This window comes from Acinetobacter sp. ESL0695 (genome assembly GCF_029392135.1).
GTDB classification, from domain to species: Bacteria; Pseudomonadota; Gammaproteobacteria; order Pseudomonadales; family Moraxellaceae; genus Acinetobacter; species Acinetobacter pollinis.
The window spans coordinates 985,701-999,127 of record NZ_CP113932.1 but is presented as its reverse complement, the minus strand read 5'-3'; the positions used below and the strand labels follow the sequence as shown (position 1 = coordinate 999,127).

At 32.8% G+C, this 13,427-nt stretch carries 13 protein-coding genes; 3 read left to right on the top strand and 10 right to left on the bottom strand.

Annotation, left to right across the window (positions count from 1 at the left end; all coding sequences use genetic code 11):
• Positions 1 to 98: 98 nt before the first annotated feature.
• Positions 99 to 1,811, bottom strand: coding sequence for an AAA family ATPase (locus OZX61_RS04730; protein ID WP_277095462.1), 1,713 nt, complete (start codon positions 1,809 to 1,811; stop codon positions 99 to 101).
• Between the two features lie 172 nt (positions 1,812 to 1,983).
• On the opposite strand from OZX61_RS04730, the gene OZX61_RS04725 reads away from it, so the two are divergent.
• Complete coding sequence (locus tag OZX61_RS04725) at positions 1,984 to 2,688, top strand: glutamine amidotransferase (RefSeq protein ID WP_277095461.1); 705 nt, start codon at positions 1,984 to 1,986, stop codon at positions 2,686 to 2,688.
• A gap of 51 nt (positions 2,689 to 2,739) precedes the next feature.
• Here the strand turns inward: OZX61_RS04725 and OZX61_RS04720 are convergent, their stop codons facing one another.
• A complete protein-coding gene (locus tag OZX61_RS04720; protein ID WP_277095460.1) occupies positions 2,740 to 4,254 on the bottom strand; it encodes a hypothetical protein in 1,515 nt (504 codons plus the stop codon).
• 208 nt (positions 4,255 to 4,462) lie between these two features.
• A complete protein-coding gene (locus tag OZX61_RS04715; RefSeq protein ID WP_277095459.1) occupies positions 4,463 to 4,900 on the bottom strand; it encodes a hypothetical protein in 438 nt (145 codons plus the stop codon).
• Between the two features lie 263 nt (positions 4,901 to 5,163).
• Between OZX61_RS04715 and OZX61_RS04710 the strand changes: the two genes are divergently transcribed.
• Positions 5,164 to 6,039: an SDR family oxidoreductase gene (locus OZX61_RS04710; RefSeq protein WP_195771897.1), complete on the top strand. Its 876-nt coding sequence runs from the start codon at positions 5,164 to 5,166 to the stop codon at positions 6,037 to 6,039.
• Positions 6,040 to 6,349: 310 nt separating this feature from the next.
• On the opposite strand, the gene OZX61_RS04705 is transcribed toward OZX61_RS04710, so the two are convergent.
• The 7 genes from OZX61_RS04705 to efp form a co-directional block, all read right to left on the bottom strand.
• Positions 6,350 to 7,195: a tail fiber domain-containing protein gene (locus tag OZX61_RS04705; RefSeq protein WP_277095458.1), complete on the bottom strand. Its 846-nt coding sequence runs from the start codon at positions 7,193 to 7,195 to the stop codon at positions 6,350 to 6,352.
• Positions 7,192 to 8,940, bottom strand: a complete 1,749-nt coding sequence (locus OZX61_RS04700; RefSeq protein WP_277095457.1) for a hypothetical protein — start codon at positions 8,938 to 8,940, stop codon at positions 7,192 to 7,194. Before OZX61_RS04700 ends, OZX61_RS04705 begins: the two co-directional genes overlap by 4 nt.
• A 143-nt stretch (positions 8,941 to 9,083) precedes the next feature.
• Complete coding sequence (locus OZX61_RS04695; protein ID WP_195771892.1) at positions 9,084 to 9,521, bottom strand: hypothetical protein; 438 nt, start codon at positions 9,519 to 9,521, stop codon at positions 9,084 to 9,086.
• A gap of 37 nt (positions 9,522 to 9,558) precedes the next feature.
• Entirely contained in the window at positions 9,559 to 9,930 is a 372-nt protein-coding gene (locus OZX61_RS04690; protein ID WP_195771891.1) for a hypothetical protein, read from the bottom strand.
• Positions 9,931 to 10,065: 135 nt separating this feature from the next.
• On the bottom strand, positions 10,066 to 10,467 hold the full coding sequence (locus OZX61_RS04685) for a hypothetical protein (protein WP_277095456.1): 402 nt from the start codon (positions 10,465 to 10,467) through the stop codon (positions 10,066 to 10,068).
• Positions 10,468 to 10,607: 140 nt separating this feature from the next.
• The gene (locus OZX61_RS04680; protein WP_196337649.1) at positions 10,608 to 11,495 is read right to left on the bottom strand and encodes an amino acid ABC transporter substrate-binding protein; all 888 of its coding nucleotides are present in this window, start codon (positions 11,493 to 11,495) and stop codon (positions 10,608 to 10,610) included.
• Positions 11,496 to 11,774: 279 nt separating this feature from the next.
• Positions 11,775 to 12,344: an elongation factor P gene (efp, locus tag OZX61_RS04675; RefSeq protein ID WP_195771887.1), complete on the bottom strand. Its 570-nt coding sequence runs from the start codon at positions 12,342 to 12,344 to the stop codon at positions 11,775 to 11,777.
• A 70-nt stretch (positions 12,345 to 12,414) separates the two neighbouring features.
• Here efp and epmB point away from each other — a divergent pair, with 70 nt between their 5' ends.
• Positions 12,415 to 13,425 (top strand): EF-P beta-lysylation protein EpmB, encoded by a 1,011-nt coding sequence (gene epmB, locus OZX61_RS04670; RefSeq protein WP_196337650.1) that lies wholly within the window; start codon positions 12,415 to 12,417, stop codon positions 13,423 to 13,425.
• The last annotated feature ends 2 nt before the right edge of the window (positions 13,426 to 13,427 follow it).

Here is a 13,427-nt window from a genome sequence, read left to right as displayed (position 1 = left end):
CCATGAATGAAATAACACCATAGCACTATGTCAGTAAGTATTCTTGTTTTAATTACTTACATTTACAGTGTTATTTCACAACTCGTATATGACGAGGTTTATTCAATAAAAAGTAATGCAAGACGAACTTGGTCATATCCCATTCGTGGCTGCGTCGCCTCAACAATAGGTCGTAAACGAATTGAACCATCATCGTTAAAGTTTTCTGTACGTTTTGTTCGCTGAAGTTTTTTATAAATTTTACGAACTTGCTCGACCACTTCATCGCCTGGATGAGCAACAGAAATATCCAATCCTTCTTTTTGTAATTTTCCTAAATGGTTAATAATGGTAGACGGCGTAAGTTGTCGTTCTTGAGCGATATCTTGAATTTCATAGCCATTTTCAAATAACTCTTTCGTTTCCTCCAAGGTTGCAGCACCATAGCTTTTTTGTGCTTGACCTTGACCTAATCTTTTTTGATTTCGCTCAATTTCTTTTTCGTTTAAGGTTCCACCACAATGGCGAATAAATGCTTTATGCTGAACCGAGAGATCTACGTGTTCAAAATTTATTTCTGCTTCTTGCGACAGTTCTTGAAAACGACGATCTGCTTTTATTGCCAAACTATCTAAAGCCAGCGCTTCATCGTTAAAACCCAATAAACGTAACCCTTGTAAAGATTTTAAGCGTGATAAGGCAACGTAGCCTTGACCTTTCTCGAAGGTGTGACTTAAGTTAATTTCAGCAGCATCTAAGGTCATACCTTGGCTTTTATGAATCGTAATTGCCCATGCAAGCCTTAACGGAACTTGTTGGAAACTTGCAATAACTTTACCTTCATCATTTTCAACAGACCATGTTTCAGGTGGAGCAACTAATGTCGTACCATCTGTTAAAGTGACTTTAGGCAATAATCCAAATTCGTCATCATCTTCAAACCCCACAACTTCGCCTAAACTACCGTTAATATAGCCCATATCAAAGTTATTTTTTACAAACATAACTTTGGCATGTTTTTTTAAGCTGAGTGCTTCTGGTGCACGCACTGAAGATTTAAGTGTTTCAATTAACTTTGCATTACCGTCTACATTGGCAGTAAATTCATGTGATTTACCCTCTAAACGACTTAAATGTTCGATGTTTAAACTGTCAACATCCATATTGTGTGTATATAAACGTGTAAAGGTCTCACCAATATCTTGTGAGGTTGTTGAAGCTAACGCCTGATAGTGCTGTGGCGTTAAAGACTGCGCACGAATCGCATTTAATATTTGATCAAGTATTGCATCTTCTTGTCGGTGCTGTTCAGTTAAGTAGCAAATTCTAAATTTTGCTTCTACCCATGCATCTGACATAAAACAGAATTTATCTCTATTTTTTTCACTATTTTTTCCTACAGGAGGTAGCTGAAAAAAATCACCTGCAACAATCACTTGAATACCACCAAATGCTTGGTCGGTTTCTTTAAAATACTTTAAAACTTGATTGACTAAATTCAATTGCTTCGCATGCAACATTGAGATTTCATCTATAACAAGCACCTGCGCACTTTCTAAATGCTCTTTCAAATATTTTCGTTCTTTTAGACGTTTAAGGTCATCATCAGATAAATGATCCTTAATTCCAATGCCAGCCCATGTATGAATAGTCATCCCATTCATATGTGTGGCTGCAATGCCCGTAGATGCCGTAATTGCAACAGTAACCTTACGTGCTTTTAAATATTGAATATATTGATTCAGTGTATACGTCTTGCCAGCTCCTGCTGACCCCGTCAAAAACACATTTTCACCCGCTTTTAACAGTTTCAATGCAGTTTCTTGCTTCATAAGACCATGTTCTAAAAATGAATGCTATAGCCTAACTATTTTTTATAGAAAAGTTAAGTTTCTCTCTTTAAATTTAATTCATTCATCTTATTTCAAAAGATGTAAATTCATTGATTTATTCAAGAATAATGCTAGTCTAAACACCCATTTCCTAACCATCATAGGTTCTATTATGCAAAAATTTGCTAAAACAATTTACGCAATTCAACACCTTGCATTTGAAGACCTAGGTTCACTTGAAGATCTCTTTTATCAAAAGGGATATCGCATTCGATATTTCGAAGCTGGCGTAGATGATTTGTCTAAAGCATTCAACTATGATGGACTAACAATTATTTTAGGTGGTCCTATTGGTGTCAATGACGTCGAAGATTATCCATTTTTACAACAAGAAATAGACCTTCTCAAAAAAAGACTTGAAGAAAATAAACCCACATTAGGTATTTGTTTAGGTGCCCAACTTATTGCTAAAGCACTTGGTGCAAATGTATACGCGGGTTCTATCAAAGAAATTGGTTGGAGTACCCTCACCCTCCCTCAATTAGATGAAAACATATTGTCTCCTCTTTTAGACATTCCTGTTTTACATTGGCATGGTGATACATTCGAATTGCCTCAAAATGTTCAACATCTTGCTAGCTCTGCTCACTATGCCAACCAAGCATTTCAATTTAAAAATACGCTCGCTTTACAATTTCATTTAGAAGTAGACGATGAACACTTAGAAAAATGGCTCATCGGACATCACTGTGAATTAAAACAAGCAAATATTAATATCAAACACCTGAGAACAGAAAATGAAAGATATGCATCTCAGCTTATGGAAGCAGCAAAAATTGTGATTTACAACTACTTAAAACAGATAGATCTTTCTTAGCGCATATTTTTCAAGCATCCCATGAATTTTGCATTCATGGGATGCTTGAAATTAAACATCAATAATAAATGAGCTATTATTTCCTGCCAATTCTGTAATTGAGTTTTGTAAAGGAGAACAAAATAGAGTATTTCTCATTCCCCCAAATCCCTTACAAAATATTTTTGAATGATTCTTAGCAAAATAACCATAACTTCCATTGTCATTTGCACTAGAGTCAATGGATTTAATTATTCCTCCATCTTCGGCATTAAACCCATTAATATTATTTCTCTCTGAAACGGCAGAATTACCTGTAATATATCCACCAGATATAGCACTAAAACCATGCTGTGCATTGTCATTAGATTGCACAGCTGTAACATCAATGATTCCATTTTCGTCAGCCAGTATCCCCATTGTATTTGAAATTACTTTTGCTGAATTCGCACCAACCAACCCCCCATATGTAGCTCGGATACCAGCAATTAAGTTATTATTGAGTATAGTTTGATATTTTCCTAAACTATTACATTCGACCGTTCCACCCCAAGCCAAAACACCATATAAATTATTACTAGAATTGACGCCATGTGCCCAAACCGTTCCCTGACTAAGTGCATAAAATCCTGCTTTTATATTATTAGTTGCGCATGCATATTCACAGACAATATAACCTCCTGCCTCAGCACAAAATCCAAAGCCTAAACCTTCTGTTTTATGACCTACATTTGAAGCTTCTGCACAGTTACAATAAATGGTCGCAGCATGAGCATGAAAACCAACATCACCAGCATTTGTAACACGAACTCCACCGCCTTTAATATTGTCTGCGCTTTTTCCTATTGCTGAAATTGTTGCACCATGCATAGAGCGCATACCGTAGTACATTTTATCAATTTCAATTTCTGTACCACAAACAATCGAAGAGCCATCAATTGCTCGAATACCACTACCATAACATTGTGTTGCCCATGTACCTTCGCTCAGCCAGCCTTTCATTCCTTTAATTGTTATTCCATTTAACCAGCCTAAAGAGCATTTATTAGAAATAAGAAAACAATCTCGATTATTTAAATTATCAACTTCAATAATACATTTTGATCGATCTGCTTCATTTCCACGAATATATATATTATTACCATCTACATGATTCACAGTATTTACCCATGATTGCTGATAAACTCCATCGGCAATTTTAATAGTAACACTGGAGTCACCAATAATTCTTTTACCATCTAACCATTCAAAGCAGTGTTGAATATTATAAAAAACACTTGGTACATTTAATTCAATATGTTGATTTACAATATTACCAAAAGGATATTTATTTCCTTCATACATTAAATATGCATTTCCTGAAGTAAACTTAAGAGAGTGAATAATAGTCCTATCAAAAACTGCATATATACCTCCATTGAATATACGATATCCTTTATTTAATTCATCAGATACATACTTACTATCATCTGATATACCATCACCTTTTGCACCTTTTAACTTTAGATCTACCGCATACGTTTCATTAAACTGACTTTCATTTAATGTATTATTTGTTTCTGCTACAGTATTTTCATTGGTTATCATATTTCACCTAAAATATTAATATAAATTTATAAATGTATTAAATTAAATACAAATCGAATAATATGTGATGTATTTATCATTTTTAAGTTATTATGATTGTCTTAACTGCTATACAACATTTTATAAATCTATTTTATTTTCTATTACACATAAAAAAACCAAATAATAAATATTATTTGGTTTTTAATTGCAGTATGTAAAATATTATCTAATTATGCCAAAATTTAAGTGTTGGCATTCTAGAATAATAAGTTTTTCCTTTATTAGATGTATATCTGTAGTAGTGATATTGATATATTTTATTTACTTCCATCGACCTACAAATATCTTCATTAAAATCCGTACCTATATGCTTTGAAAAGTCTTCACATGTAACCATTTTAAAATTATTTGTTGGTTTTACACGAGGATAAGCATTTCCAAAATAATTAGTCATAAATGATAATTTTTTACCACATGTATCACCTCTATTCTCCTTTGCAACTTTTGTCGCTAAACCATCTGCAGGAAACTCTTTTCCATCAACCTGATGATAAACTGCACATACTCTATAGCCAGATTCAGCGTATGCATTTGTTAATCCAAACCCACCAATAACCGTCAAAAAACTCAGAAGTTTGAGTAAATTATTTTTAAAAAATTTCATAAATCAACTCGAATAAATTGTGAATTAGTTCACAAAAACAATCGTACTATATCTTTTATAATGATTCAGACATTTTTACAGAATATTAGCATTTCATATTGTCTTAACTATTCTCAATCCATATATCTCATAACTTCAATTTTTTAGAACTTATACATAAATTACATAATTTTTAATTTATGAAACATATTTACTGCACAGATTCGCCTTAAAGCGCAGTAATGTGTTGCACTTAAATATATAAAAATGAAAAGGTTCAAATAATGACGAATAAATTTAATATACATGCTCAAAAACAAGAATTTCCTGGCAGTGATGCTCAACTTCAACCACAAGCAGAGTTTATTTCAGAAGACTATTTAGGCAGTCGTAAATTGGTAGGTAAAGTTGCTCTTATTACAGGTGGAGACAGTGGTATTGGTCGCGCTGCAGCTTTGCATTTTGTCAAAGAAGGAGCTGAGGTTGCGATTACTTATATAAAAGACTGTGAAATGGAAAAAATAGATGCTGAATGGGTTAAAAGTTGGGTTGAAAATCAGGGAGGCACATGTCGGATTTACCCAGTAGATTTACGTTATAGTGAAGAATGTCAAAATTTAGTACAACAAGTTCTAAAAGACTTTTCAAAAATAAATATTCTTGTAAATAATGCAGGTACTCAATTTATTAATGAAGATCTAGCAACCTTAGAAGATGAAAAATGGTTGGATACTTTTGCGGTGAATGTTCATTCTATGTTTTATTTAAGTAAAGCTGTATTACCTCACTTACATGAAGGCGATACTATCATTAATACCTCATCTGTAAACGGCTACCTTGCACCTGGCAATCTTATTGATTACTCAACCACAAAGGGTGCACAAATTATCTTTACACGTGCATTGTCCAATCAGATTATGAATCGTGGTATACGAGTGAATGCGGTTGCTCCAGGCCCAGTTTGGACCCCACTTCAACCTGCAACCTTAGGACAAACAGATCCTCAATTGGTTGAAAACTATGGTGGTGGTGCACCAATGGGACGTTGTGCGCAACCGAGCGAAATGGGGCCAATTTTTGTGTTTTTAGCAAGTAGCGATTCGTCTTACATCACTGGCCAAACCATTCATGCAAATGGTGGGATGATGGTTGGTGGTTAAAAATTTCTGTTTATATTAAAAATTATAATTATTTATATAGCTTCTGGTCTATTCTATTTTGAGAGTAGACCAAAATTTAAAAAATAATTGATTTCACACATTGTAATACACTCATATGCATCTGTTTCATTTCTACATGAAATCTATAATTTGTGTTTAAAAGTTTTATTTAATTCTTCATTATCTTATAACACTTACCAGATGATTTTTCTTCTAAATAAATATCATTATACTCATAAAAATTTAAATAGCGCAGTCTTCTATAAAAAGAAAACCCATCTATTGATGGATTTTCCAACAAATACATTCTCTAGGCTTTAAGTTTCTCTTCTAAATTTGCAAGACGTTTCCGTTGATAAGCCATTTCTAGAATTATACACTCATCATAACGCACCATGTAAATCTCTCCTGCTTCTTTTGCTTCAACTGCTTTTATTTCAGGTGAGGTTTGATTCCCTTCTTTATCATAGGTTGCTGGCATATATTCAACCGCTTGAACTGCATCCCATTTTTTATAGGTTAGTAGTCCATAATCATTAAAATTAAGCCCAGCATGCTCAAACACTTCTTTGATACGCTGAGCAATTACACCAAAATGGAATTGAGCAATTTCACCTTTTTCTTGTACTTCGCTATTTAGCTTATACATTTGAAAGTTAACTTTAGACCATGCTTCTAGAACATTATCGGGAATATCTTGTATTCCTGTTTTATGATTTTCATCAGAAACCACTGTAACTGCATTTTGCATATACAGATTGTTTACTGTATTTAATGATGATCCGATATTATAAGTTGCTGATTTATCAAACTCTAAATTCGTATTAATGAGATCTCCTTGGAAGTAAACCTTATGCCATGATTGAACAGAAATAGTTCCACCTCCGAAATTGCTTCCGCCTACAGTATTTTTTACAGTACGTTCATACCTCGCGTATTCATTGCCCTCTTGCGGAATAACAAGAACTTGTGTTCGTATTGTTAAATCAGCTGTGTTAGAAAAAATCTCTAACCTCCAACTCTTTATTGTATTTGTTAATTGATCTGAAGGTATATTTAAACAAGTATTTAAACTTACTGTAAAAATATATGAACCAAGTGCATTAAATTCATTTAGATCTATACTTCTTGAAATATTCATTGTTTTATTATTCATTTTAATTCTCCTAATGTATTTACTATATAATTATCATATATATTATTGCTTCCATCAGATATAAATAATGTCGTACCCGTAGTTGAGCTTGTAGACACCAAATTTACGTTTCCATATTGAATTGTTCCTGTAGCATATTCACAGGTTACATTATTCAAAACAATCATATTTTCTAGAGTACTGAGACTATTGTTTATCTCTATAGGTCCCGATACATTTACATTATTCATTACAGGACACAAGCCGTAGCTTTGTTTATAACTTGAAATATTACAATCAGTTAACTGTATCTGAGAGGCATTTGCTGAATTATTAATGCTACCGAAGCTACATTTATTTGCTTTTAGCAAGGCACTTGCATTACCTCCATTTATAGATACACTTAAAGCATTAGGAAACTCTAAATTATCAATATTTAATTGTGTATATTGACCTAAGACTATTCCATCAGCATAGGCTGGTACATAGCCAGCTCCTCTAGACCAATATACATACCCTCCACCATTACCTGTAAATTTCTCAGAGCCATATACATAATTTTCAATACCGTCCTGTGCAAATCGACTCACACCATATTCACCTAAAGCAATTACGGTTTTTGTACCTAACTGGCCAATTCCATCAGAACTATCACATTCGAAATGTATATTTTCAATCCAAATTGGTGAGGAGTCCCCTGTTACAATAATATCGGCTACAGCATTATAATTATCTTCTATATGAAAGTTTAAGAAACGTAGAAAGTTACAATTGTCCCATCCATCACCAATATCAGATTTCATCACGTGTAAGGGTGCATATGTTTGATAATCTAATGTGGTTAATTTTTTTGTTTTATATTCACCATAAACAGGTGACATTCGACCACATTGAAAAATTTCAAACTTTTCTAAAAATGAATCGTAATATCCATCACACAATAACCCTGCACCATTAAAACAGTTAATAACAACATCACTTACAAATGCACGATTCCCCCTAAATAACACAATCCCATGACAGTTTGGTCGATCACCATTTGTATCTGAGTTATAACCATAGAGTGTAAATCCTTTTAAATTTACTCTAGTCCAATAGCCATGATGATAAAAAATCTTTGCATTTCCACTACATTGTTCCAATACATCATATGGTGCTGTATGAATTGCTCCATAATTTACCCAAGTCAAATCGTCTGGAGTGCCTCGTCCTTTCCCTCCCGCAAACTCAATTGTTGTCGCATCTCTCCCTTGACCTTCAATAATTAAAGGCGGGTAAGCTAAAAAAGTATTATTTGTACTATTGTATATCCCTAAATCTGGATACTTTTCATTTAAGTACATTCCTAGTGCTGCTGCACCCCAAATAGGCCTTTTAATTTTAATCACACCGGAAGGGAAAATCATTTTAGGCGAATAACCCTTAATAAACATATTCAGTTGCGCTAATTCAATTGCATCATTCCAATCATTCAATTGATCAAAATAATATTGAATCGGCTGTGCACTTTTAAAGTCATAAGTATTGTAAGTTTCATCTTTTACCCATAATGACTTCGAAACTGAATAATCATATTTCCCATCGTTATTGACATAAACGGATCTTAAATCCCATTTATCTAGTTTTTCTAATTCATTACTACTTTCAACAATCGTTATACTCTTTTGATTGAATATACTTTGAGATGTTGCATCAGTAATATTAGTCACTATAGATTCAGTTGTGACTGTAGTATTTTCTTCGGAGGTTTCATTGTTTGTTGTCATTGTTTTATTCCTTATCATTTTATAAATAGAGCATTTACTTACTGCTCTATATTGAAATTATCATTATGATTAGAAAACTAATATTTATTCATGTTGTGTCATCCATCCAACATTAAAAAAACCGCCATATAGGCGGTTTACTATTAATTATGCCAAAACACTAAGCTCGGATTGGAAACTCCATGCGGGTATCCATATTTTGAGCTATATTTATATATTTTATTCACTTCCATTGATTTACATAAATCTGCTTTATCTAAACCAATGACTTCTGAAAAAGCTTCACATTGTTGCATCACAAATTTATACTTTGATTTATCGCCTGCGTAAGCCAAACCATAGTTTTGTTGCATGAATGCTATTTTTTTACCACAAGTATTGTCTTTATTTTCTTTCGCAACTTTAACCACAAGTCCTCGTCCTAAACCTCTCACTAAATTAGTTTCAGGATTGATAAAAATTGTATCGTTCGTCACCACGCATACTCTATAACCAGATTCTGCATGTAGTGTGGTAAAACCAAATAAAGAAATAACCGTCATAAAAATTGAATAAAAAAATGTTTTTCTTAATTTTTTCAATTAAATACTCCATATTTGAAAAATAACATTTTATAAATTAATTATGCCAAAATTTAACCCCAGCATCTGTATATTGTGTTTTGACTGTATATTTATAGATTTTATTGACTTGCATCGATTTACAAACATCGCCTGTTGCTCGAATAGAACCCTGTGAAAAGTCTTCACATGTCATTAACCGCGTATTAAATGTTGCCTGTTGGCCAGGATATGCGTTTCCATAATAACTACGCATAAAATTGACCTTTTTACCGCAAGTATCGTCCTTATTTTCTTTTGCAACCTTTACCACTAATCCAGTACGCATATCGCTTTGGTTTAAGACAGAACAAACTCGATAGCCAGGTTCTGCATAAATAAGTGTTGTTCCAGATAATAATAAAATAGATAAAAAAATTCTGTTAAACATAACTAAAACTCAAAATTATTAAAATGTGATATATATCACAAATTAAATAATAATATAAAATTTATTTACATTTTATCTTTTTTGTATATTTATTATTAATCTATAAGTACCACCTACAACGTAGGTGGTCTAATTTTAATTATGCCAAAATGTTACCGTTGGATTCTTTACAGCTGGATTCCGATCATAAATCGTATTGTATTTATAAATTTTGTTCACTTGCATAGATCTGCAAATGTCACCTGATATTCCCATATGATTAGAAAAATCTTCACATGTTATCATTTTCATAGACTGGTCTGCTTTCTCACCTTTATAAGCATTTGCATAGTAGTTGGTCATAAAACTTACTTTTTTACCACAAGTGTCTCCACCATTTCCTTTGGAAACCTTGGTAACTAAACCTTTGGTAAGCTGTCCAGAACCAGGAACATATGCAAATGCGCCACATACACGATACCCTGATTCAGCATGCACTGTTGTAAAACCAGAAAAGATAACCGTCATTGATAATAAAAACTTACTAAAACTACTCAAAATATAAACTCCATCACAATTATATAAATTTATGTGAAAAAATGAGTGTAGAATTTACAATACTTTAATTAAGAATAGTTATATTTTCTATATATTAATAAAAAAGAGACTTCAAGGAAGTCTCTTTTATCTAAAGCAATTTAGGATAAATCGATACCTTCATCATTGGGTGCTTTTTCAAATTGTTTAAATGAGCTATTTGGTGCAATGTTTAAATTTAAGTTATTTGGTGGAATAGGTGATTGAAACCATTTTTTATATAATTTTGCCATTTCACCTGAAATCCACATTTTATGAATAACATGATCTACCATAGATTTTAATTGAGGATTATTTTTAGCAATCATTATCCCATATGGTTCTTTTGATAATACTGGACCTATCATTTTATAATCTTGTGGATGTCCTGATTTTGCAATTAAACCAGCCAAAGTATTATCGTCCATAACTAATGCAGAAGCCCTACCTGAAGAAAGTAAAGCAAATGCTTCATTATTATCAGAACCAAAAATATTCTTAACATCAATTAAATCATTTCGTTTTAAAGTTCGAATGTATTTATCTGAAGTTGTACCTTTTGTTGTTACAATTGCTTTGCCATTGAGGTCAGTGATTTTTGTATAATTCGTATTACTCTTTACAGCCATACGCACTTCAGTTACAAAATAGCTAGTAGAGAAATCTACTACATCCTGTCGTTGTTTTGTGTTGGTTGTTGTTCCGCACTCTAAATCGATTTTTCCAGTAATTACATCTGGAATACGTGTCATTGGATGAACTAACTCATATTTCACCTGTAAATCAGGTTTATTTAGTGTTTTTTTAATATCACTAACAACCTGATTACAAATATCTAATGCGTAACCCACAGGTTTATCATTTACTGTATAAGAAATAGGATCAGCTGCATCTCTATAACCAATAGTAATTTTTCCTGATGTTTTAATTCGATCTAATGTACTTTCGGCATGTGTTTGAGCTGCATATAAAGATGTTAATATTACCGTCATCAATAGTATTTTCTTCATTTCTTTCCCCGTCAGAAACAAAATAGTCTTAAAATATATCCGCCCAAAATTCATTCAAAAGTAGCGGAAAATCAATATACTATAATTAAAAAATAAAAATAATAATTAAATACTGTTATTAGACTAATGAATTAGATGAAAAATAATAAATATATATAAAAGTAATATTATGGTGCGAAAAATAATATAAAGCACAAAAATAATTCAACAAATGCACTATAATAATTAAGGGCCTCATAAAGAGACCCTTAATATTAAAGATGATTCAGTATAAAATAATTACGCACGCTCTAAATAATCGCCAGTGCGCGTATCTACACGAATTTTTTCTTCTTGTTGAACAAATAATGGAACACGTACAACCGCACCTGTTTCTAGTTTGGCTGGCTTGCCACCCGTTCCAGCAGTATCACCTTTTACACCTGGATCTGTTTCTACAATTTGTAAAACAACAAAATTAGGTGCATTCACAGTTAAAGGAACACCGTTAAATAGCATAATTGTACATTTTTCATTTGAGTCGTCTTTCAACCACTTAGTCGCATCACCCATTGCTGTTTTATCTGCAGCAATTTGCTCAAATGATGCTGGATCCATGAAATGCCACATTTCACCATCGTTATACAAGTATTCCATTTCAACTTCTACAATATCTGCAGACTCTAATGATTCATTAGATTTGAAAGTTTTTTCTAATACTTTACCTGTTTTTAAATTACGCAGTTTAACGCGGTTAAAAGCCTGACCTTTACCAGGTTTTACGTATTCATTCTCCATAATTGAACATGGATTACCATCAAGCATGACTTTTAAGCCTTGCTTGAACTCATTTGTAGAATAATTGGCCATGGCTGGCACACTCCAAACTTACTAATTTAAATCGATTAATGCTAGACTAGCATTTTTTTCAGCAAGTGGCATGATAAACTATTTGTACCAAGAGCAAAACTGGAAAACTCAACTAAGTGATCTAATTACAGATCCAGAAGAGCTCCTTGATATATTAAACCTATCAAAAGATCAATTATTGTCAGGTTCATTACTTGCGTCAAAGGCATTTAAATTACGTGTGCCTCGTCATTTCGTAGAAAAAATAAAAAAAGAAGACCCACTTGATCCTCTACTTTTACAAATTCTACCGCATCATTTAGAGCTCGAAGAACACGATGGATATGTTGTTGACCCTCTTGGAGAAGAAGAAGCAAATCAATTGCCTGGTGTGCTACATAAGTATAAATCAAGATTCCTATTAACTATTACTGGTGCATGTGCAGTTCATTGCAGATACTGTTTTAGAAGACACTTTCCATACCAAGAAAATTTACCAAAGAGCCAGGATTGGCTAAATATAAAAACATATATTGAATCTCACCCAGAAATTAATGAGATTATCTTAAGTGGTGGTGATCCACTTACAATTTCTAACGAGAAATTATCGCTATGGATTGAACGCTTGGAAACAATTCAACAGATTAAAATATTACGTATTCACTCACGTACACCTATTGTTTTGCCTTCTAGAATTGATAACGAGTTAACAAAAATACTAAAAAAAAGTAGGATGCGCATCATTCTAGTGTTACACTCTAACCATCCCAATGAGTTAGATGACTTTACCATTGAGAAATTTAAAAGTCTTTTACATCCTAACATTATGCTTTTTAATCAAGCAGTCATGTTAAAAGGTGTGAATGACTCAGCTCAAACTTTAGTAAAGTTAAGCTATCGTCTTTTTGAGGCCCATATCACTCCTTACTATCTTCACGTATTAGATAAGGTAAAAGGCGCCCACCACTTCGATTTAGATTCCGAATATGTAGACGATATTTATACAGAAGTGCTTGCAAATTTACCTGGCTATCTCGTACCGAAACTTGTAAGAGAGATTGCGGGAGAACCTAATAAAACCCCTTTATATGGGAAATCCTGAAA

What these genes read in the sequence shown, in the direction of transcription:
- epmB (WP_196337650.1), top strand. Translation starts at nt 12,415, where the DNA reads ATGATAAACTATTTGTACCAAGAGCAAAACTGGAAAACTCAACTAAGT.
- OZX61_RS04690 (WP_195771891.1), bottom strand. Translation starts at nt 9,930, where the DNA reads ATGTTTAACAGAATTTTTTTATCTATTTTATTATTATCTGGAACAACA.
- efp (WP_195771887.1), bottom strand. Translation starts at nt 12,344, where the DNA reads ATGGCCAATTATTCTACAAATGAGTTCAAGCAAGGCTTAAAAGTCATG.
- OZX61_RS04730 (WP_277095462.1), bottom strand. Translation starts at nt 1,811, where the DNA reads ATGAAGCAAGAAACTGCATTGAAACTGTTAAAAGCGGGTGAAAATGTG.
- OZX61_RS04710 (WP_195771897.1), top strand. Translation starts at nt 5,164, where the DNA reads ATGACGAATAAATTTAATATACATGCTCAAAAACAAGAATTTCCTGGC.
- OZX61_RS04720 (WP_277095460.1), bottom strand. Translation starts at nt 4,254, where the DNA reads ATGATAACCAATGAAAATACTGTAGCAGAAACAAATAATACATTAAAT.
- OZX61_RS04715 (WP_277095459.1), bottom strand. Translation starts at nt 4,900, where the DNA reads ATGAAATTTTTTAAAAATAATTTACTCAAACTTCTGAGTTTTTTGACG.
- OZX61_RS04680 (WP_196337649.1), bottom strand. Translation starts at nt 11,495, where the DNA reads ATGAAGAAAATACTATTGATGACGGTAATATTAACATCTTTATATGCA.
- OZX61_RS04700 (WP_277095457.1), bottom strand. Translation starts at nt 8,940, where the DNA reads ATGACAACAAACAATGAAACCTCCGAAGAAAATACTACAGTCACAACT.
- OZX61_RS04705 (WP_277095458.1), bottom strand. Translation starts at nt 7,195, where the DNA reads ATGAATAATAAAACAATGAATATTTCAAGAAGTATAGATCTAAATGAA.
- OZX61_RS04725 (WP_277095461.1), top strand. Translation starts at nt 1,984, where the DNA reads ATGCAAAAATTTGCTAAAACAATTTACGCAATTCAACACCTTGCATTT.